Here is a 22258-nt window from a genome sequence, read left to right on the forward strand (position 1 = left end):
TGTGAGGGAATGAATATAAATTACTTTTGAGCTTAGAAATAAAAATTCAAGCCGGATATGTGTTGAGCCCCTATTTATGTTCTGTTAACTCTTTAAATCTCACCATAAAGCAGTGTGAGACAGGTGAAGAACCTATATCTTGTATAACTGACAAGAAAAGTAAAATGGTGCAGTGGAACTACCGAATTCTGGAGAAGTGAGGGATTACATGTGTATGTGAATACCGATCTCAAGGCAGTTCATAGATGTGAATTAATGAGGCCTACAATCTAAAGATAAGTTCGCCTTTCCAGTAAAAATACGATCCACCATGATTGTGTAGATACCATTTTTGATGACAAGGGAAATCACAGAAATTCTATTCCCTACATTAGATCAGTTGCCATGGATAAATGTTTCTGTAATGTGGGGGTAGGCAAGGGACCTTGTAGATGAGACCAAGGTAAGACTTGATCGGTTGACCATGGTTGAAAGACGTAAAAGTCTAGGCTGGGGATTTGACCTTGGAGCTGCTTGAATGCTCGTCGATAGCTACCCAGGGAGTCACCAAAGTGGCGGGTCAGTTCCAGCAAATGGGAAAGGCGTCGATCGCCTCGTGAAATTAAGGCTTGGATGACTGACCAATTGTAACTCTCAGGTCGGAAGTCGATCCCCTGAGATCGCAACTTCTTCTGCATCAGTTGTAAAGATTTCTTGGCCTTGGGATTAACCCCCAACCATTGAAACGGCGTATGGGCTTTTGGCACAAAGGTACTGCATCCCAAGGTTAGCCGCAGCCCAGGCACCTCCTTTTTGAGCTGCACCATCAAGTCAATGGTGGCCTCCACATCAGCCTCTGTTTCGCCTGGAATACCCACCATGCCATAGAACTTCAGGCCTTTAAGATTCCCTGCATAGGCATTGGCCGCCGCTTGATGAATCTCGTCGTTGTCTAATTTCTTATTGATAATCTGTCGGACTCGCTCTGAACCACTTTCAATGGCAATCGTTAGCGAGCGGGTATCGTGTTGGGATAATAGACGCGCCAGCTTTACCGTCACGGTATTGGTCCGGACTGAAGCAATACTAAGGCGCACTTGGTCATGCTGAGGGTGAGCAAAATAATCCAGGAGTTGATCAAATGCAGGATGTTGAGTCACCGAAGCCCCCAACAAGCCAATGCGATTAGTGACCTTGAGTCCCGTTTCAATTTGGGGAATTAGGGTCTGGGTCGCATCGGGTGTTCGAAACGGTAAGGTCAAATAGCTGGCGAGGCAAAAGCGACACATTTCCGGACAGCTCCGCACCACTTCCACCATGTAGATGCTTTCCCAAGCTGCTTTAGGAGTGACGACGGTGGAAGCCGATAAGGTATTCCCCCGATAGGTTTGTTTGTGGACCTGGGCGGGCACTTCAGGAGAGCGAGGGTGGATGGATGAGATCGCACCCTCCGATGATTGGTAGGTCACCTCATACAAGCTGGGCACGTAAATCCCTGGGATTTGCGCTAGCGTCAAGAGTTGAGTGGTCCGTGCTGCATACCGAACCGATTGCATGGCGTCGATAAACTGGGCTAACAGGTCTTCACCATCCCCTAACAGAACAACGTCAAAAAAGTCGGCAAATGGTTCAGGATTCGCGGTTAATACGGGTCCCCCACCAAATATCAGCGGATGAGCCTCCGTTCGCTGGGCACTTCGCCAGGGGATATTCAAGTTTTCCAATATCTGCAAAATATTGGCATAATCCAGTTCCCAGGAGAGGGAAAAGCCCAAAAGTTCCGGTGCAGTTGGGAGCGGTTCGTGGACATCTGTGAAAAGTCGGCTAACCTGTAGATCAGGCCGTGTACAGAGCATTGCCCATACAACCTGGTAGCCCAGGCTGGTAATTCCTACACAGTACGTGTTCGGAAATGCGAAAATAAGCGGAAGTCCATCCGGCGTTGGTGTTCCTGGTGTAAATAATAGTTGCTCTGATTGAAAGATTGAGGTAGACACGTAAACTAGAGACACTTTAGTGTCTAGAAAGATTTGAATCGTTGTATTTTTGGGAACACTGCAGGTTTAAACATCTTTACATCGTTACTCCCCATTCATCGCTCTCAGGTAAAAATAGCTTTAAAAACTATCGTCTAGGTGATGTATCTCCATTAGTTTCTTGAGTAAGGGCCATCATTACTTTGCTGATAAGGGTTAACCCCGCTACCAACGCACATGCCAAACCCCCTCCCCCAACTCCATTGTCCCAATCTAAGATGTCGAGCAGTTAATTCTGATCGAGATCAGTTTTGTCAAAAATGCGGGACCTATTTACCCAAACGGTATTTGTGGGTGGTTGGTGCAAAGGCCGATACCTTTCAAGTTGGCGACATCCTAGAAAACCGCTTTTTGTTTCGAGGTCCCCGGGTTGTCTTTGATACTCAACCCGGGCTACCGCTCAAAATGGATGTAGAACTACCCGAAACGCTGGTTCCTTACTTAAAGCTCTTCCCCTACCGCCTTCATCTTCCTCAAGTTTATACGTTGCTTTCCCTGGGCGAAAAAGAGTCCTCTTTGATTCTGTTGTTAGAGCAAGCTCCCTTGAGCAACACCGATCTAGATCCCAGTGAACAAGGAGGAATGTCTGTCGGCACTGGCTTACCCCTTTTTGAGGCATGGTCTACGGCCCAACCCCTACGCCAACTCCATTGGCTATGGCAGATGGCCCAACTATGGCAACCCTTCCGAATTCAGGGCGTTGGTTCAAGTCTGTTACAACCCGATTTCCTGCGGGTAGAAGGCCCCCTCTTGCGATTATTGGAGTTAGAAAATGATTTTCGCTTAGAGCCCAGCCTGGCAGACCTGGGCCAAGTCTGGCAGCAACTGATTCCCAAGACAGGCGGGAAGCTGGCACCTTCTTTGGATGGTTTATGTGAGAAATTAGCCAGGGGCGAGATTGAGTCTGCAGAAACACTTCTGGTGCAGATAGAAACTTGGATTGAGAATATCCATAAAGCCTATCGGGTCAAAATTGACATTGCCACTCGTACCGATACGGGGATGGTTCGGGAACATAATGAAGATGCTTGCTATCCTGCCGATGGGTCAGTCACGCAAAACTCATTGGAACGGATGGCCATCGTCTGTGATGGGGTTGGTGGTCATGCCGGTGGAGAAGTGGCATCCGGGATTGCCATTGAAGCACTCCGCGATCATCTGACTCAATTACCGATTGATGACCTTGCGCCTGCAGAAGTCATTACCGAATTAGAGAATGCTTCCTTTAAAGCCAATGATCTGATTTGTCAGCGGAACGACCAAGAACAGCGGCAAGATCGGCAGCGAATGGGAACCACCTTGGTGACCGCATTGTCCCAAACCTACCAGATCTATGTGTCCCATATTGGGGATAGTCGTGCCTACTTGATCACCACGCAGGGTTGTTATCAAGTCATGGTGGATGATGATATTGCTTCTCGTGAAGTGCGATTGGGCTATGTCCCTTATCGGGAAGCCTTGTTGCAGCCCGCTTCCGGTTCCTTAGTACAGGCCTTAGGCATGGCCTCCTCATCGGTCCTTCGCCCGACGGTGCAGCGCTTCCTACTGGACGAAGATTGTTTATTCTTACTCTGTTCTGACGGTCTTAGTGACTATGATCGTGTTGATATGATTTGGCGGGAAGAATTGCTGCCGCTATTACAGGGGGGAACAGATTTAGCCAATGCTAGCAAACGTCTGATTGAGTTGGCGAATCAGTTAAATGGTCACGATAACGTCACGGTCGGTCTCGTCCATTGCCATGTAACCCGCCAACGTCAAGGATCTGGTGCAACCAGTTTACCGGAGGATCCGTCAACGGCAGATTCGTCTCCTGTGGATAACACGCCTCCCACGGTATTGCCCAAAACCCAGGCGGTGGCCCGTGCGAAACCCCTCGCCCGGAAACGGGGGAAAAGTGGTCTATGGCTGATCCTGGCCCTACTTCTCATCGGCATAGGTGGGGCTGTTGCTTTCCAGCAGGGCTTATTCAAGTTTCCTTTTGCTAATTCTCCTGAATCACCTGCCCCCACCTCTGTACCGCCTGACGCTGAGCCTTCATCTGTTCCTCCCGCGCCACCTGACTTGGCCAATGCCAACAAAATGGATGTTCTCCGGCTAGTCAGCACAGATGATCCGTCTGTTGAACTCTCTGTGGTTGAGGATCCAAAAGATTTGTTAACTCAAGATACAGATGAGGCCTCAGACTCATCCCCCTTATCCTTAGAGGAGAAAAAGATTGCTGTTCCTACTGGGAGCCTGGTCGTGGTGGATGGTTTTTTCCCTCAACCTGTAGACTCAGATGTGTCCGTACCTGAAGTACCTATCCGGGCTCTACGGATTCGAACTTGTCGAACAGTATTGGGACAAGATAAGGGTCAGCCAGGACAGGAAGGCGCAGGGAGTTTAACGCCTGATAAGTTGAAGGAAAAATTAGAGAAAGATGGCACCGAACCCGATTTATCTCCAACAACCCAGCTGATTGATAAAAGACCAAAAGCATTAGAGAGTGAACCGGATGCCCCGGTGACTGCCTTCAAGCCTCAAATAGGATGGGTCGATCAATCCAAACTGGCCCCTTTTGTGGCAGAAATCATTTCGGCTAATAAGTTGAGTGCGGATCAGCAAGAAGCTTGTGCTCCCTCACCATTAGAGGGAAAGGATATTCCGGCTGGTGCCCCCATAGGCTCTGAGTCTGAGCCTTAGTTATGACTTACTGGTCGGATGTCCAAGAACAGCCTCAGATTTTACACGCTCTGATTCAAACTTATCAACAGAGTCAGGTATGGTCTCAGCTAATAGCTGATTCCGGCCTGATTGTGCTATCGGGGATGGGCGCTTCCTATAATGCACTTTATCCAGCTTGGTTCTATCTAAATCAGCAAGGTAGAACCGCCTTACATCTGGAAACCTCTACCTTAATTCACTACTTGCCATCATTACTGGGGACCTGCGAAGTGATGGTGGTGGTGTCGCAATCGGGCGAAAGTATCGAAATCAAGAAATTGGTTGAGCAGTTAGAGACGCGCCGTCGGCAAGATTTAAAGACTCCTGTCCTGATTAGCGTTACCAATTCTGCCCAAAATACCTTGGCAAATTATGGTGATATATCTTTGCCCACCCATGCTGGCGCAGAAGTGGGGATTGCCACGAAAACGTACACAAGCTCAATGTTGATGCTCAATTTTGTCGCCAAGGCTTTGGTTGGACAGCTACAAAGTCAGGATTTTGAAACTGGAACTGCGATCGCAACTCTTTGCCAAGACTGGTTAGACAAAAAAACTGCCAGTGTGGAAGCAGCGTTTGAGGCTTTTCAAGCCATTACCTACATGGCTCTGATTGGGCGTGGTCCTGCTCTAGCCACTGCCCATAATGGGGCCTTGATTTTCAAAGAAGGGGTGCGCTTACCGGCTGAAGGCTATTCTGGTGGTCAGTTTCGCCATGGCCCTAGAGAAATGATATCCGCCGATTTAGGGCTGCTGGTTCTGACTAGCCCAGATGCGACCCTCGATCTCAATCTACGCCTAGCCGCAGATATCCTGGACTATGGCGGTAGGTTAGTATGCATCGGACAGCCTGGCTCACCTGCAGGCGTCAGTATTGCACTACCCTCCGCGATCGATTCCTTGTACTATCCCATTTTAGAAATTCTGCCCATTCAGCTCCTGGCAGCTCGGCTTGCATCTGATCGGAATTTAGAACCTGGAGTATTTCGCTGGTCGGGGAAGGTGGTAGATCAGGAATAGCCTTGCCAACAAGAACAAACCCAGGTTGCTTTTTACAACAACCTGGGTCAAATTCTTAGAAGGAGAAACACTAGACAGAGAAGCAAGGGGAAACCCAAAGCTTAGCTCAATCCGGCGCAGAGGTGATCGAAATATGGTGCAATCTCATGACCTGCATCAGCGCCAACTAAAAGGGGAGTGACGTCTTTCATGGCTTGGATCGCTTTTACGGTTGCAGCGAGGGGTACACCCAAAGCCAAGTAGGTCTCTTTCAAGCCATTCAGCACTCGCGAGTCAAGAATGGCAGTATCACCCGATACCATGGCATAAGTGGAATAGCGAAGGTAAAAATCCAGGTCGCGAACACAGGCAGCGTAGCGGCGGGTCGTTTGTAAACCAGTGTCTTCGTCGCTACTGAGAGACTTGGCAACAGCATCCCTGACAATAGCAGCCGCGTTCTCTCGAATAAGGGCAGCAGCTTGGACCCTAGGCTCATCAATTCGGAAGTCATGTTTGAGCTGCTGTAAAGCACTCCCATCAATGTATTTACCTTGAAGGTCAAATGAGGTAATCACAGCGGTGATTGTGTTTTCCATCATTATGTAACTTCCCTACCTGCTTCCTTGTTAAATGTCGATAAATCGGAAAATTAAAAGTTGTCCAGCACTAGGCCAAACCAGAAATCATAGCGGGCAAGCCTGTTGTCTGCGGGAGCAGACGGGGCCGATGCTGCGATGAAAAATGGATGCAGATGCTGCCAAACCAATAAACTCTATATCTAATAGTAGCTTTAATCTGGACGAATCGCTCAGACTAATTGGACTCTAACGTGAGGATCGCAATGTCCTCCGACACCATTTTCAGCTAAGACGGTAACCGCTGCAGGGCAGATGTAACAGTTTTTAATATTCAATTCAATGTTCCTGAGTGGGGAGGGGTTGCCAGGGATCGGAGAGGGGTTTATCCACTGGTGCTTGGCGGGCTGAGCCGGAATGGATTGCATCACCTAAAATCTTCCCGGACGCAGACTAGGTCCAGCAATCAGACCTATTTTGTCGTTATTGATAATCTCAGCTTCCGTCAAATCTCCTGAACATTACTCATGATGCGATAAAACGGTTAATAGTTCGTTCAGATGCGACTGAACGATCCTCTTCTTTACCGATTTGCTATTGCTGCTATGACTGATCCGACTTCCAATTCTCCCCATCCCCTGTTACAAGCTGCACTGGGTACATTGGACATGACCGTTGAATCTGAAATGTCTCTTTTTCGGCAGTATCAGACCCTAGCCACCCTTCCCGAGGTCGAAGAAGAGCAGCCAAGCGAGCCGCATCAATTACCTCAAGCCTCATCTGAATCCGCTTTAGCAGATCAGGTGTCCCCCTCTTCTCCCTCATTACCGACAGTGGATGAAGAACCGATCGCACCGCATATGGAGCTCACTGATGATATTGCTGTGGATCTGACCCCCTCGGAGCTAGCCCTCTTCCAGGTCGATACCCCAACTGATCCGCACTCGGAGGCTTTCCCTAATCATCTGGAACAACAAGAAGCCGTTTTGGAATCCCCTGCCGTTGACCCGACTTCACCGGTCGCAGGGGCACCTTTGACCACGGAAGAGAAGGAAAACGATCCCCATGTGTCTCGGTTGGATCCTGCCATTGAAGATTATTTAGATTCTTCAACCGCTCTGCGGCAGCACCTAGAAGAGTCGGCTATCGAGCCTGAATCTGATCCCAATGTGGGCTCGTTCAACCTGCAAAAAGCACTGCTGTTGCTGGGGCTCAGTATTTTGGGTGCCCTTGTTGTCGTGTTGTTGCTAAACGTGACGGGTTTACGCCAAAAACTTTGGCCGCCGAAGCGGTCTCAGCCAACTACGTCTCAGAATAATTCAGAGTCGCCTGCTCCATCTGGGACAACCGATACGTCTCCCACCCCCACCTCCTCGACCGTGGCGACACAGGGACCAGACTTATCAACGAAGGAATTTTCGGACGTCAATTTAGGCAATCTCAGTCGCCTAGAGCCAAAGGCTGATCCTATCCCCTCATCCCCTCCATCCACTCCCTCACCAGCTGAGGCTAGCCCAACCCCCATGCCATCACAGGAATCTGTTCCGATCGTCAAGAATCAAACGTCTCAGACCCAGTTGTTCTACGTGGTGCTGCCCTATAACAATGCGGCATCTTTAAGCCAAGCTCAGAACCTTGTCCCCACCGCTTTCTTAACGACGGGCCCCAATGGCCAGCAAGTTCAAGTGGGAGCACTAAAGACCCTGGAGGCAGCGCAGCGGCTGGCAAAGCAGTTGCGATCGCAAGGGTTATCCGCAGGGATTGTAGCACCCAATTAAGGTCTGACTCACCCTAGTCAACTGACGTTAGCCATAGGGGTGAGGGGGGAAGCGGGGATGTAATGGGGGGCTGAGCCTGTTGGCGATGGCTCGGTGGGTTCCGGCAATAAAAACTCGCGGATAATCCGCACTAGCGCCTTCTGGGCCAATCCCGTGGCAATCTGTTGCCCCAGTGCTTGGGTTTCCGGTTTGACCAGCAGGGAGGGGATAACGGTGGCGATTTTAACCGGATCAAATCCAGGAGTGTCTTGTAGAAGACCGACAATCCGCTGGATATGTCCCAAATTCGCTTCTAGATGGGCCACAGAGTCTGCATCTACTTCCCAACCCATCTGCGCTCGAAACTTAGCGGTCAGACCTTGCCAAGTCGTTTGACCAAAGGCATCGATACCATTGACGATTTCTTGGGCCATGCGATCGCGAATCAGCTCCCCTCGTTCTGAGAACAGGTAATCGAGGGCTTGGTCGAGGGAACCACTGAGATCGTAATCAAAATTATTGCGGGCATTCTTCATCAAGTTTTCTAGACGATTCCAGCGAAAACTGTCTTCCTTGAACAGTAAGTCTTTTAGACTTTCTCGCAGTTCAGGAGCTGGATCTGTCAGAATGCGTTTGGCTACGTAGGGATAGGCCGCACTGAGGACCTTAAAGTCTTTATCCACGCCGATGGCAATCCCTTCCATGGTCAGGAGGGAGCGCACAATCAGAGCGTAATAAGAGGGAACCCGAAAAGGGTACTCGTACATAATTTCCGAGAGCTGATCAAAAATGCTCTGGATATTGAGTTCCGCAACGCTAGCGCCCAAGGCATTGTTAAAGACAACCCCTAAGGCTGGAATAATAGGCTCTAAATCAGTGTCAGGGGTCAAAAACCCTAAATGCACATAATCGTGGGCCAGCGGTTCGAACTCCCGATTGATGATGTGGACAATGGCATTAATTAGGCCATAGCGCTGTTCCAGCTTAATTTCGCTCATCATCCCGAAATCAAGATAAGCGAGCTTGCCATCAGGGGTCGCCAGTAAATTCCCAGGATGCGGATCCGCATGGAAAAATCCATGCTCTAAAAGCTGACGCAAAGAGCAGTTCACCCCAACATCAATCAGATGACGAGCATCGATGCCTTGGGCCTGGATTTTCTGGGGCTGATTGAGTTTGGTCCCCGTAATCCATTCCATGGTCAATACCCGACGATTGGTATATTCCCAATAAATTCTAGGAACATAGATCTCAGGTAAGTAGCCGTATAGGTGGGCAAAACGCTCTGCGTTTCGTCCCTCCTGGGTATAGTCCACTTCTTCGAACAGTCGCCCAGCAAACTCATCCAAGATACCGACTAAGTCACTTCGAATCGACTTGTTCGTTTTTTGGACCCAGGCGGCTAAGCCACGCAAGATATAGATATCAAGCGTCACCTGTTCCGCTAGGTCAGGGCGTTGAACTTTAACGGCAACCCATTCTCCGGTGTGTAATTGGCCTTTATAGACTTGACCCAGCGAGGCAGCCGCAATGGGTTCGGAGGTTAGTTGGGCATACAGATCTGCGGGGGCACGTCCCAATTCTTCTTCAATAAATCGATAGGCAATCTGGTTTGAAAATGCTGGCAACTGGTCTTGGAGTTTGGATAGCTCTTCTAGGTAAGGTCCTGTCAGAATATCGGGGCGGGTGGATAGGGCTTGACCAATTTTGATAAAGGCTGGACCTAAGGCAGTTAAAGTCTCCCGCAACTGGACCGCACGACGCTTTTGCCGTTCTGGAGTGGATGGAGTGCGTTTGTCCCACCAGCGCCGCCCCAGCAATAGGAGAAAAGGCCAAAGGATGGTCACCCAACGCTGAAGCACGCGAAAAATCTGGCCTTGAAATTTTTGTTGTATTTTGGCTGGATCATACGCCTCGAAGGCAGTCGCGGAAGGCAGGTTCCCTGGTGTTGCCGTTGCGATCGCAGTTGTGGTTTCCGCAGAAAAAGGTGCTGTGGGTTCTGCAGCAGGCAGTGATGGGGAGCGCGGGGAAGTCGATTCAGCCAAGGTCATAGTTGTGAAGGTCTGGGACAAAACTACTCAGAAGTATCAACATGACTAATCGCTGCACGTCACTGCACGGACCAGGATAGTAAGATACTGTCTCTTGTTAAGCATTGTAACAATTAAGCTGTCTTTCTGTTGGGGGATAAGAGTTTGCTCAATGTCGAAGATTAACCGGGGCAGTTGGGATCGCAGGTTCCTCTTATCCAAACCAGTCAATCAAATCGTCTTTGTTCAAAGTTCAAAGGCCTGAATGACGGTGGTCAGGCATTGAGTATCGTAGGGCTCAACTAAAAAAACAATTAAGATAATGAACCTGTTGTATCAGGATGCAGGCTTAAAACATTGATCAGTAGTTCAAGCTAGGTGGGCTTTACAGCCTCATTGGAGGGGCTAGGAAGACAAGCGCTAAGTTTGTTTGAATAAGGGTGTCAGAAACGGTGATGAGCATATATAGTGTTTATCTATGGTTAACGACCATACATATAGTGCTTGTAGAGTATTCTTCATTTGTTGCGTCGCTGCTTATCGCTTGACGGACTAGCCGTGCAATACTTGGAAAATTAAATTCTGCACAGTGCGAATCCACTCTGTTCTTCTAACCTCAACGCTAGATGTACTATGGTTGCCACTCAATCTCTAACGACTGATCTCAGCGAATCCCAAAAAGCGGTTCTCCAAAAATATCTCATCGAAGATGAAGTCTCCTGGGAAGATGTGGTTCACCGAGTTGCGGCCTATGTGGCCAGCGCGGAGGCGACCCCTGAGCAGCAAAGCTACTGGCAAGAGAAATTTCTATCGATTCTGCAACCGATGAAGTTTGTGCCTGGCGGGTCCATTTTGGCCAACTGTAACCATGGCACCCGAGGATTGCTCAATTGTTTTGTCCTTTCCGCTGAAGATCATATCCACGACATTACTAAGTTGGTGTCTGACTCGGTCCTCACCACTAAGTTTAGAGGTGGAGTAGGGATAAATATTGGGGCAGAAGGAACCAAGGGATATATTCGCCACAAGGGCGCACCGTTCCAAGATGGAAAGGCGCTGGGGCCCTGTGCTGTTTTGGATATGGTGTCCGAGAACTCCAAGAAAATCACGACTGGCAACAAGGCCCGTCGGGGAGCGTTCCTCTTTTCGATGAACTGGAAGCACCCAGATATTTGGGAATTTATTCAGGCTAAAACCCAGTCCACTATCGATGCCAATTTTGCTAAGTCGATGATCGAGCAGTTGGCCCAAATTGCGCAAAGTGATACCCCCTCTCAGAACAAGCAGGAAAAGCTCAAAGCCTTGCATACGGAGGTTGGCACTGCTTGGGTGGAAACCCATTTGAACCCGGAAGGAAAACGCGATCGCAGATGGCATAACGCCAACATCTCGGTTCAGCTCGATGATGAGTTCTTTACCAAGCTTGATCAAGGGGATGAGAAAGCCAATAAACTCTGGCAGGCCATGGCCGAAAATGCCCATGCCACTGCAGATCCAGGCTTACTCCTGATCGACAATGCCAAGCGTCGTAGTCCGATTCGCGATTTTGTCACCTGCACGAATCCTTGTGGGGAAATTTTCTTGCCGCCCAACTCGGCTTGCAATCTCGGTTCCCTGGTCCTCACCAAGTTTGTGAGTCGCAATCCAGAGGGCAAGGTGGAGATTGATTGGGAGGATTTAGCCGAAACCGTCAAAATCGCTATTCGTTTCCTCGATAACGTGTTGGATGTGTCTGAATTTGCCACCCCCGACCAAAAGCATAATGTTCGCCATGTTTTCCGCCAGCTGGGTCTAGGCATTATGGGGTGGGCCGATTACCTGAAACTCGCTCGGATTCCCTATGATTCAGCCCAGCACCTAGAAGAAATTGATCGCTGGGGCGGCTGGATTGCAGATCATGCCTATCGAGCCTCAGAAACCATCGCTGCCGAGAAAGGAGCCTGCGGCGTTTGGGATCAGATTAAAGAGATTCGGACTGGCAATCCGTTCGAACGCTGGGTCGATAGTGAAGGTCACCCCTATAACGGTATTGAAGCTCAAAATAGCGACCGTCAAGATTTGACCCAAGTGCCTCGCCGCAATTCTACGGTTCTCTCTATTGCGCCGACGGGCAGTATCGCACAGCTGGCAGCTTGTTCTTGGGCCTTTGAACCTGACTTTGGGTTAACCCTGTGGAAGCAAGTGTTTGTGGATGCCTCTCGCAGCCAACAAAATTGGGTGCAAATTCTCAATCCTTATCTGGATGAGTTGAACCTACCGGAAGCAGATGCTGAAGTCGTCAAACAAACGGGATCTCTTGCAGATACCAACTATGGCAAACAGCATCCAGATATAGCCCGCAGTTTTAAGATTGCTCGGGAGATTCCACCCGGATGGCATATCCTGGTGCAGTCCAAATGGCAGAGCTGGATTGATTCTTCGATTTCCAAAACCATTAATCTCCCGGCCCATGCCACGGTGGAGGAAATTAAGCAGATTTATCGGTTGGCCGAAAAAGCAGGATTAAAGGGCGTCACTATTTATCGGTCTGGCACCTTAGATTCTGAACCCATCAAGGTGGGTAATAGCGAGAAAGACTCCTAGTCCCCATCACTTAGCAAGACGCAGCAGAAGGAACTAGCATGGCTCAAACGGATGACTTATTAGGCTTAATGGATAGCTTCCCCGAGGCCTTTCAACAGGTGTTGACCACTGAGGGCGAGGCTGGCAATTCAGCGTCATTGCCTCATATCGACCCGGCACTTGATTCTCAGCTACAGCAGCTCATTGCCGAATTCCCCAGTGCTTTTATGGATCCAGCCACTGTGGTTGGAGAGGATAGCCCATCTGACCCAACTGATGAGGACTCAACCCTGACAAACAGTGAGGCTGAAGAGGCGGCATCTCCTACCGTTGAACCTAAAACTGCGTCTAACCCTCTACCTATCGCTCAGCCAGGGGCTTACTCCCATGCCCTTACCCGAACTATCTCTACGTTTACTTGGGGGCAGGTTGAGATCCACCTGACTTACGGAGATAGTGGCTTGCAATCCATTTGGGTTACCGTTGGTAAGTCAGGCACTGAAGTTCAGTCGCTTTGTGAAGCGATCGCACGCTTGATCAACGTATTACTCACGAACCAAATCCCGATCCCTGACATCGCTCGTCAAATTCGCGGCATTCGGGGCGCTGATTCGGAAGGGTTGGGTCCCAACCGTTTCTTAGGATTAGCCGATTTAATCGGTAAGGTCTTACAGGAAGCCCCTACCACCTTGACACCAACCCAGCCTAGCCAGGAACAGGCCGCTCCTCCAAAGCATAACGGCCACAGCGGGAACGGGAACGGGAATGGCAATGGCCATAACGGGAATGGCAATGGTAGCCAAACGGCACTGATGCCTGCTGAGGTGTGGACCACCATTGCAGACCATGATCATGCAGCGTCTATCTGCCCAGAGTGTGGAGCCGAACTCCATCAGGTCAACGGCTGTTCTGGCGGTGCCTGTGTGGTGTGTGGATATAGTAGCTGTAGCTAGGGTTAAGGCGCTACAACTAAATCACGAACTGCTGTAGGCAAATTACTTTGAATACTGGTCGGCCTCAAGCTGTGGAGGAAAGCATAATTACGCATTCCACAAGTTAAAGCAATCGTCTTAATCTTCATGGATTGGGCAGCCAACACATCTGCTTCCGTATCGCCAATCATCCAGATTTGCTCATAATGGGTTAGCCCCATAGCATTGATGGCGTCCTGGATTAGGGCTTGTTTGCAAACAGCATAGTTTTTGTAGGCGGCTTGAGTATCATCCGTTCCCCGAACCAGGCGGAAGTAGCGGGCTAGCTGGTGCTGATATAAAACTTGTTCGACTTGATCTTGGCAGCGGAGGGTAACAACCGCCAGTTGTGCACCTTGATTGAGCAGGTGTTCTAGGGCTTGATGGACACCGGGTTGAAGACGGTCTTCTTGGAGCAGCAGAGGTTGGTTCACAATTGCTTGAACCTGCTGCATAAAGCAGTCAATCCAGGGGCCAGAGAGTCCAGACAAGTAGGCAATCTCGATATCAGGCCGCTTCGATTGCTTCATGCTCCAAAACTGGGCAAGGTCTAGGGGCGTGAGCGAGGCGGTCCCACCCTGAGCCTGCATATGGGCTTGGGTCTCTGCTAGGGCAAGTTGATAGGTTTTGTAATACCGTTGAGAGACATCAATCAGGGGGCCATCCAGATCACAAAAGATAGTAAGTTGGGACGTTCCTTGAGATCTAGGCCAGTCAGCTTCCACTACTGGTTGGGCAGTCTCTGCGGTGGATCTTGAAATAGTGAAGGCTGGCGCACCCGTCATGAGCAGGACTGACTGGGAGTCAGTAATATATCTTTACTTAAATTTAACACTTTTTTATGGATCTGGTAGAGAAAAGTTTATGCGGGCTTTTGGACCAAGACTCACTCATAATCGTGCCCAGTGCCATAAGTCCATCCATCAAATCGACGTTGCCAGTAATATTGTTGTTTCGGGCTTAAGGATTGACTCCACTGTTGGAGGGCAGGAATAAGGCGATACAATTCGTTATAAAAGCCCAGGCGTAAATAATGGGGGATCCACTTCAACAATGCCCCTAACCCCACATGTCCCAAAATTTGGGGTGTGAGTTGCGGATGACGCAGGGAGATTTGCAATAACGTTTGAGAAAGGGCTGGGAACTGGACAATATCTTGAAGAAACGGTTTGAGAACGGGGTCTCCTAATTTCTCCATTTCCCGGAAAACGATCTTAAGGAGCTGGTTAATCTGCTGAGGATTCAGATCTCGATCGGCGGGAGTCCGCATGGATTGCTGGAACAGCCAGGTGACGGATAGATTCGGCTGGTAGGGCTGCAATAGGTTGAGGTCTTGACTCGCCAACGCATCGGCACTTAACGCTTCATGAATCCCTGCATCTAGACGACGCAGATGACGAATCATCGCTCCAAATCCACCAAAGCTTAGGGGCGATTGGCTACCGCTGCTGTCGCCCAATGGCATCATCCGGTCCCAAGGGTACTGAAGTGGGCTTTGTTCATAGCTGGGAAACATACCAAATAAAGCCCGCAGAATCTTGACATTGGCTAAATCCGTATCTTGATACTCCGGTAACCGTTCCAGGTAATGGTTAAACACATGCTCCAAACTGGGGCGCTGGGGATGCAGATCGGCATAGGTAAACATATAGGTGGTTCGACCATCCCGAGCCGGAAACGCTTCCCAAAAATACTGGCATCGATCTTCAATTGGCGTAAAAGAGACCAGTAAATCCCCGGTATCTCGCCTCGGCAATCCGTCCGCACAGGTGCCAACCACTAAGCAAATACCAGCAGGTGTCTGTCCTTGACGGGCCTGGGCTGCCACGGGCGAAAAATGTCCCATTACATCCAACATCAGTCTAGCGGTCAGGGTCGTGTCGGTTTGAATCACCACCCCATCGGGATGAACCACAACATTAGAGAAGGCTGTCTGCTCTTGTAGGTGACCACCAGCCTCTAGAAATCTGGCTTTAAGCGCATCCAACAAATAAACGGGGTCAACCCCTACATTGAGGACATCTTTGACCCAAACCGCAGGTCCACCCATAAACTGAATTCGATTGGGATTAAACTCGCTAGCAATGGCCGTTTCCAGTTGCGCTGCCGTCAGTAACTCAAGCTCTACCAATACCGACAGTTCAGCCCTGGAGATATTCCATTCCTGCTCACGCCCTTTGAGAATGCCTCGCTCTAAAATTAAGACCCGCCAGCCCCGCAAAGCCAGAGTGGTGCCAATCATCACGCCGAGGGTGCCACCACAAATCACTACATCCCAATCAACGTTTCCTAGTCGTTCGGTACTTTCTTGGACGACAGTGGGAGTCTGGGCAGGGGGGCCTTGGCGCAGTTGGCTCCAGCGACGATCGGCCTGGTGCAAATTGGCGAGAAATGGCGCAGGCAGGGTGGCTAGTAAATCTGCAGTCGAGGGCATTCAGAAGACACCAAGAGACATCTATTTTGAAGATACCTAATTGGCGTCGGCAGCGGGGGCCAAAGACGATCGATAGGGTAATTTGACGATAAAGGTAGTGGTTCCCTGACGGCTGGAAACAGAAATTTCCCCATCAAGTTGCTCGATTAGCTTTTGGACTAAAGCTAGACCTAAACCGGTTCCCCCTTGTTTCCAGGGATCGGCATTAGGAACCCGATAAAACTTATCAAAGATACGGGGCAACTCCTGCTCAGGAATTTCTGCTTCATTCGTGACCTGCAAGCGCAACATGGGTTTAGGGAACTCCAGATACTGGAGGGTGAGGGAGACTTCACCGCCTTGGGGGGTGTATTTGCAGGCATTGTTCAACAGTTCTGCCAATATTCGGTCTAGGCTGACCCGATCGGAGTGGAAGGTAGGGATGCTTTGATCGCAGTTCACCCGCAGGTTAAGTTCCCGATCTTTAATTCTCGATTGAAACGGTTCTAAGGCCCGCGGTAACCAGATTTGGATTTTGATCGGTTCGGACTTGATTTGATTGCCCCCTGCTTCCAGTCGCTGCAGATCCAACAGATCGTTGATCAGTTCAGTTTCTCGACTACATTCAGCGTCCAGAATTTTGATGTAGCGGCGTTGACGAGGCTCTAGAGGGAACTGACTGAGCATATGAATCGCCATTTTGATGTTGGACATGGGGGTCCGCAATTCATGGGAAACGGTGCTCAGAAAATCATCTTTGAGGCTATTCAAGCGCTCTAGCTCTCGCATTTTTTGCTGGAGTTGGGCGGTGCGGTCCTCCACCTGTTGGGCCAAGTTGGTATTCAGATCTTGGACATGTTGGTGAAGTTGGGCTTGATGAATTGCGATCGCACATTGATCCGCAATGGTTTTCACGAGTCCGCGCTCATCAGCATTCCAAGTCCGCGTTTCTGTAGGAGTAGAATTTTCTGCTTGATCGTGGCAATAGAAAAGACTAATACTGCCCAAATAATTTTGCAGATAGAGCAGTGGCGAGATTAACAACGTCTGAATTTGACACTGATCGCAAATGGAGACTAATTCAAGATCTAAATCATGGGTGTCAGAGAATACAACCTGCTGCCCCTGAGCTAAAGTCTCTTGGGAATGCCGCAGAAAAAGCTCATTCGCCTGAATTAAATCCTGACGACCAATCGCGGTGTCACTGACATAATGATCCGCCAGTTCACCATCCGTATTCATTTGCACAATCAGGCAATGGCTGGCCCCTAACGCTTCCGTTAAGAGTCCTACCGTAATTTGCAATACTTCAGCCGTCACCATTGTCCCGCGCATGGCTTGGACAATGCGGTTGATAATTGATTCTCGCTGAGCAGTATGTCGAAGTTTCTCTTCTGCTCGCTTACGCTCTGTGATATCGGTGACGTAGCTGCGCACCAGATCGCTCTCGATAATGTAGTGGATGGATTGTTCGTAGATCTTGTCATCAATTTCCACTTCCCGGACAAAGAAATTGCTCTTGGAAGAATGTTCCGCTTGCATCATCTTCAAGAGTCCCTGCAACATCGGGTGATCAACCCCCTCCGTTGAGATATCAGGAAACTGCATGACAGCAGCGGGATTGAGATAAGTCACGGTTCCCTGCAAATCCATTTCTAGAATGGGGCTGGGCGTTAATTCTGGGAAGGACGCCATCCGCACCAAAGAGGCTTCGCTCATGTTATGCAAGTCATCGTCATCCGGAACCAAGGTTTGGAAGGGATTGACGGACTGAGACAAAATCATGGATAAGTCTGTTGCCTCACAGAACTTATCAAAATCAGCATCAGAGATATTGGATACCACAAAGTATTTGGTTTTGACATCGCCACCAAATATCACCACGTCTCCATGCTTGAGGTCATGGGAAAACAGGCGGCGACCGTTCACAATTAAACCATTGGTGCTGCGCTTCCCTTGCAAATCACCGTCGATAATGCGGAAAAGAAAGTTGGAGGTTTCAGGGGCAGTGACCCGGAGCAAAATCGCATGTTGGCGAGACACCATCTTGGAGTGCAACACGATGGAATTGGTCACGTCTCGGCCAATGGAATAGGTGGCAGCTTCTAGGGAGATAGTTCGACGCCCTTCCGCATCATCAATGATGAATAAATGTCTGAAACGTTGTCTTTGATCCTGCTCAAGATTACTCACGATTTGGACTATCAGTCGCGGTAGGGTGAATGGTTAGATATAGGAGAGATGACCGTAGTATGCCTCTATTGCTTACTGAATTGCACTTAATGACAATTGTGTCATGGAGGTAAATTGTTTCTCTCTGAAAGGATAGTTTAGCTATTCTGCTATTATTTGCCTCTTGGCATTCGCTTCGCAACAGTACAGCAATTTTCCAAGCATACCTCGACTCTAACCTAAATAAGAATAATGTCTATTCAGGCGTATCTCGAGATTGGGGAGTTGACGCTAAACACCTCTGGTCCTCAGCCGAGGGTTGGATTCGTCCCCCATCGCCCGAATCAAAAAGCCAAATTCATCTGCTAAGAACAAGTTCCTGGGGTTGACTATAACCACGAGAGCTAAGAAATAAACTCGCTTCAACTTTCACCGGCTTGAGTATCCTCTGGACAAGGAGAATGTGTGACCATCCCTGCAAGGGGATGGGGCCGCTGAGCTAGTCTTTTCCAGGGTTAGTCGGCATATTTGGCTTAAAACCAGTATTTTATTGCAGTGAAAGTGTAGCGTTTCATATCAAGGGGAATCCTAACAAAAACGTTGTCCACTCAATCCCAGAATTAGCATTTTTTAGGCTCCATCAACTATGACCACGACTTCTTTGCAGTCTGATCGGCTGGACGATTATTACCGACAAATGAACGCCATGATTCTGTCGCGGCAGCATCCGGTCAGTGGCCTTTTGCCTGCCAGCACGGCTGTAAATATTCATGGAGATTATACCGATGCCTGGGTCCGTGACAATGTCTACAGCATTCTGGCGGTTTGGGGTTTGGCTTTAGCCTACCGCAAAGATCAGTCTGATCCAGGCCGGACGCTGTTGCTTGAGCAAAGCGTTGTCAGACTGATGCGGGGGTTGCTGCGAGCGATGATGCGGCAGGCCCACAAAGTGGAGACGTTTAAGCATACTCAAGCACCACTAGATGCACTCCATGCCAAGTACGATACCCCAACCGGAGATGTGGTTGTTGATGATGATGCCTGGGGGCACTTACAAATTGATGCCACCTCGCTATTTTTATTGATGATGGCCCAGATGACCGCGTCTGGCTTGCTGATGGTTTACAGCTTGGACGAAGTCCATTTTGTGCAAAACCTGGTTTATTACATTTCCCGCGCTTACCGGACGCCGGACTATGGGATTTGGGAGCGGGGCAACAAAATTAATACGGGGACGGCTGAGATTAACGCCAGTTCGGTGGGCATGGCCAAAGCTGCTCTAGAAGCGATGAATGGCCTAAATATTATGGGGGCGCGGGGCGGTCCCAAAGCAGTGATCCATGTGATGGCAGATGAGATTGCCCGCACAGAGATGAAGTTGGCGGCCCTATTGCCAAGGGAGTCTAAATCGAAAGAGGTGGATGCTGCAGTGCTAAGCGTGATTGGCTTTCCGGCATTTGCGGTGTGTGATCGCACCCTCGTAGACCGAACCCGCACCAAAATCATCGATAAATTGCAAGGCCGCTACGGCTGCAAACGCTTTTTGCGAGACGGCCATCAAACCGTCCTCGAAGACCATACCCGCTTGCACTATGAAACCTGGGAACTGAAGCAGTTTGAAGATATTGAAAGTGAATGGCCGCTCTTTTTCACCTATTCATTCCTAGATAGCCTGTTTCGGGGCGATACAGCTCAATCCACTTTCTATAAAACTCGACTACAAGCATTGGGCGTGGAGCAGGATGGCTGGTCACTACTGCCAGAACTGTACATTGTCCCGGAAGAACAGGTAGAAGCCGAAAAAGCGGTCCCCCATAGTCAAGACCGAGTGCCTAATCAAAATATCCCTCTTGTCTGGGCTCAGAGTTTATACCTGTTGGGACAACTGGTTGATGAAGGGTTGATCACTTTGGATGATATTGATCCATTAGGACGCCATCATCAGACCCAAGCAAAAAAGTTAGGAACGGAAACCTTGCAAGTGGCATTGCTGGCGGAAGATCAAGCCTTACAAGAAACCTTAGCAGCCGCAGGGATTACCGCAGAAACCTTAGAAGAGATTGCCCCACTACAGGTTCGACCCGCTCATGATTTAACGGATATCTACCACCAGCTCGGTCAGAATCTGGCACTAGGCCTTTCCGGGCGGCCCCATAAGCGGATGCGGACGTTAATGACTTCCCATCTCTATCGGGTTGCCGGGGAAACCATGGTCTTTTTGCCGTCCTTTATTGATAATCGCGAGTTTTATCTGACCCTTGATATTCACTTCCTGATCTCGCAAATTCAAAGTGAGTTGGCTTATGTACAGCGCTATTGGATCGCCGATCAACCCCCAACCCTAACGCTACTCCTCACCCATCGCATGCTCAAAATGGGGCAGGCTCCATTGATGGAATTGTTGCAATCGCTAGCCTCTGGAGAATCGCAAGTCTCAGGTCAGATCCAGGTGGGAGTCTTGAGTGACTTTATAGACTGCAGTGCGGTCATCGATATTGCTGGGCTAGAGCAGACGCCACCATCCCATGATTATGGCGATCAGGCCCCCACGCAACTTCTATCTTTCAAGGTAGACCACTGCCATCCTCTGCCTCATTTGCAAGAGCAGACCTTGGAGCTCAATCAGCATATCGATACGTTACTGAGCACCCTTAAGCAGTCAGAGAATTTATATGAGCAGGTCGAAATACTACACCTGCTGATTCGTCAGCGTTCTCTGGATGACGATATCAGTTGGGCGTCCGATCAAACGGTATCGCTCCGCATTCTTTTGACTGAAGTCTACCTGAATGCAGCTCAAGCAGAGCACTGGTCGATTGTTCGGCGAGCCGCAGGGCTGTTAAATATGGTGGATATTAGTTTGTCTGATGCCGTCACCAACCTGCTGGCCCATCAAAAGCAAATCCTGGTTGGGCGCTCTTACAACGAGCATTCGTTGATCAATATGCCTTTATCTGCCCAGGAGATTGTGGCCCGTATCAATGAATTCTGTCGGGAAGATGAACGCGATCGCGTGCTCACCCAAGAAATTCTGATCTACCTTGACCTGTTGACTAAATCAAAACCTCTATTGGTGAAAGGTTTACTGACCCTGAGAATTGGCTATCTAATTTTGTTACTCACCACTGAAATTGCCCGTGAGCAGCAAGTGACCCAAGATGAAGCCTATGAGACGCTGACCCGACTCAGTCCATACCATTTGAAATCTCGTTTACGCCAGGTTCTTTCTGCCTACGATCAGGTGAATAAGAGTTTGCATCAACAAGAGTCTTTGCACATTGCTCGCTGCACGAGTGAGGTCAATTGGGGGCTGACCCAGCCTATTCTTCAGGGGGATGATTCCGAACCCGAAGACTGGTTGGTGAAGCGTCAGGTGGAAGGATCGCTTAACCGAGTGCCGCGAGAGTTTTACATCAAAGTTTGGCGTCTGTTGCAACACACCCACGGTATTGTGATTGGTGAAAAGCTGGATCGCAGGAACCGTCTGGATAGCGAACACTTACTGTCGGAGATGACGGAAGGAGAAACCAATTTTGCCCTGTTAATTGAGCATCTGCTTAACAGAATCCCGGCCCCAGAATATCGACAGCTCAATGTTGAGGCATTGCTCGAGCTAGCCCATGTGGTGGAAGCCAATCCCGATCTACAGTTTGATGATCATTTGGTTTTAGATGTGATTATTGGTCATGCAGTGCGGCTGGCTTGGTGGGATGCTCATCCTGAGCGAGTAGCGGTCTACGACGAGGATAAAGCTAGAGCTTGGCAAGCGTTCTACAAAATGCCTGCGCAACAGAATGGCCCCTATGTCGTGATGGCTCTACGTTTCTTAATTGAAGTGAGCCAAACGGCAATGGCGGTATAGCATAGACTTCCTAATACGACTCCAGTGATTTGGGGCAGATCGCGTTTCAGTGATCTGCCCCAAATCAAAAATTTACCTGCAGCAGACGATATAGACGTGAGCTTTGGGGATGACAAGGGTTTCACAATGTGTTCTGAATCAGTGATAGCGCCCTCATGCCTCTCTGGTAATTGAGTCGTTTATGGGGTTTCAGTTGC

General features: G+C 49.4%; 12 protein-coding genes. 6 read left to right on the forward strand and 6 right to left on the reverse strand.

The features are described from left to right. Positions 1-365: 365 nt before the first annotated feature. Complete coding sequence (locus Q0991_RS00585) at positions 366-1976, reverse strand: radical SAM protein (RefSeq protein ID WP_299484556.1); 1611 nt, start codon at positions 1974-1976, stop codon at positions 366-368. A gap of 216 nt (positions 1977-2192) precedes the next feature. Between Q0991_RS00585 and Q0991_RS00590 the strand changes: the two genes are divergently transcribed. Both Q0991_RS00590 and Q0991_RS00595 read left to right on the forward strand, forming a co-directional pair. Continuing rightward, a complete protein-coding gene (locus Q0991_RS00590; RefSeq protein WP_299484557.1) occupies positions 2193-4700 on the forward strand; it encodes a protein phosphatase 2C domain-containing protein in 2508 nt (835 codons plus the stop codon). A 2-nt stretch (positions 4701-4702) separates the two neighbouring features. Further along, a complete protein-coding gene (locus Q0991_RS00595) occupies positions 4703-5740 on the forward strand; it encodes an SIS domain-containing protein (RefSeq protein WP_299484558.1) in 1038 nt (345 codons plus the stop codon). 101 nt (positions 5741-5841) lie between these two features. On the opposite strand, the gene Q0991_RS00600 is transcribed toward Q0991_RS00595, so the two are convergent. Continuing rightward, positions 5842-6315: an allophycocyanin subunit beta gene (locus Q0991_RS00600; RefSeq protein WP_299484568.1), complete on the reverse strand. Its 474-nt coding sequence runs from the start codon at positions 6313-6315 to the stop codon at positions 5842-5844. A 584-nt stretch (positions 6316-6899) separates the two neighbouring features. Between Q0991_RS00600 and Q0991_RS00605 the strand changes: the two genes are divergently transcribed. Further along, entirely contained in the window at positions 6900-8072 is a 1173-nt protein-coding gene (locus tag Q0991_RS00605; RefSeq protein WP_299484559.1) for an SPOR domain-containing protein, read from the forward strand. A 17-nt stretch (positions 8073-8089) separates the two neighbouring features. Here the strand turns inward: Q0991_RS00605 and Q0991_RS00610 are convergent, their stop codons facing one another. Continuing rightward, positions 8090-10102: an AarF/ABC1/UbiB kinase family protein gene (locus Q0991_RS00610; protein WP_299484560.1), complete on the reverse strand. Its 2013-nt coding sequence runs from the start codon at positions 10100-10102 to the stop codon at positions 8090-8092. Positions 10103-10714: 612 nt separating this feature from the next. Here Q0991_RS00610 and Q0991_RS00615 point away from each other — a divergent pair. Continuing rightward, a complete protein-coding gene (locus Q0991_RS00615) occupies positions 10715-12664 on the forward strand; it encodes an adenosylcobalamin-dependent ribonucleoside-diphosphate reductase (RefSeq protein WP_299484561.1) in 1950 nt (649 codons plus the stop codon). Positions 12665-12702: 38 nt separating this feature from the next. After that, positions 12703-13596, forward strand: coding sequence for a ribonucleotide reductase (locus Q0991_RS00620; protein ID WP_299484562.1), 894 nt, complete (start codon positions 12703-12705; stop codon positions 13594-13596). A 2-nt stretch (positions 13597-13598) separates the two neighbouring features. On the opposite strand, the gene Q0991_RS00625 is transcribed toward Q0991_RS00620, so the two are convergent. The 3 genes from Q0991_RS00625 to Q0991_RS00635 form a co-directional block, all read right to left on the reverse strand. After that, entirely contained in the window at positions 13599-14399 is an 801-nt protein-coding gene (locus Q0991_RS00625) for an HAD hydrolase-like protein (protein ID WP_299484563.1), read from the reverse strand. Positions 14400-14500: 101 nt separating this feature from the next. Then, complete coding sequence (locus Q0991_RS00630) at positions 14501-16048, reverse strand: FAD-binding oxidoreductase (RefSeq protein WP_299484564.1); 1548 nt, start codon at positions 16046-16048, stop codon at positions 14501-14503. Positions 16049-16084: 36 nt separating this feature from the next. Next, entirely contained in the window at positions 16085-18220 is a 2136-nt protein-coding gene (locus Q0991_RS00635; RefSeq protein WP_299484565.1) for an ATP-binding protein, read from the reverse strand. Positions 18221-18845: 625 nt separating this feature from the next. On the opposite strand from Q0991_RS00635, the gene Q0991_RS00640 reads away from it, so the two are divergent. Further along, on the forward strand, positions 18846-22061 hold the full coding sequence (locus Q0991_RS00640; RefSeq protein ID WP_299484566.1) for a glycoside hydrolase family 15 protein: 3216 nt from the start codon (positions 18846-18848) through the stop codon (positions 22059-22061). Positions 22062-22258: the final 197 nt, after the last annotated feature.

This window comes from Acaryochloris sp. IP29b_bin.137 (assembly GCF_028285745.1).
GTDB lineage: Bacteria > Cyanobacteriota > Cyanobacteriia > Thermosynechococcales > Thermosynechococcaceae > Acaryochloris.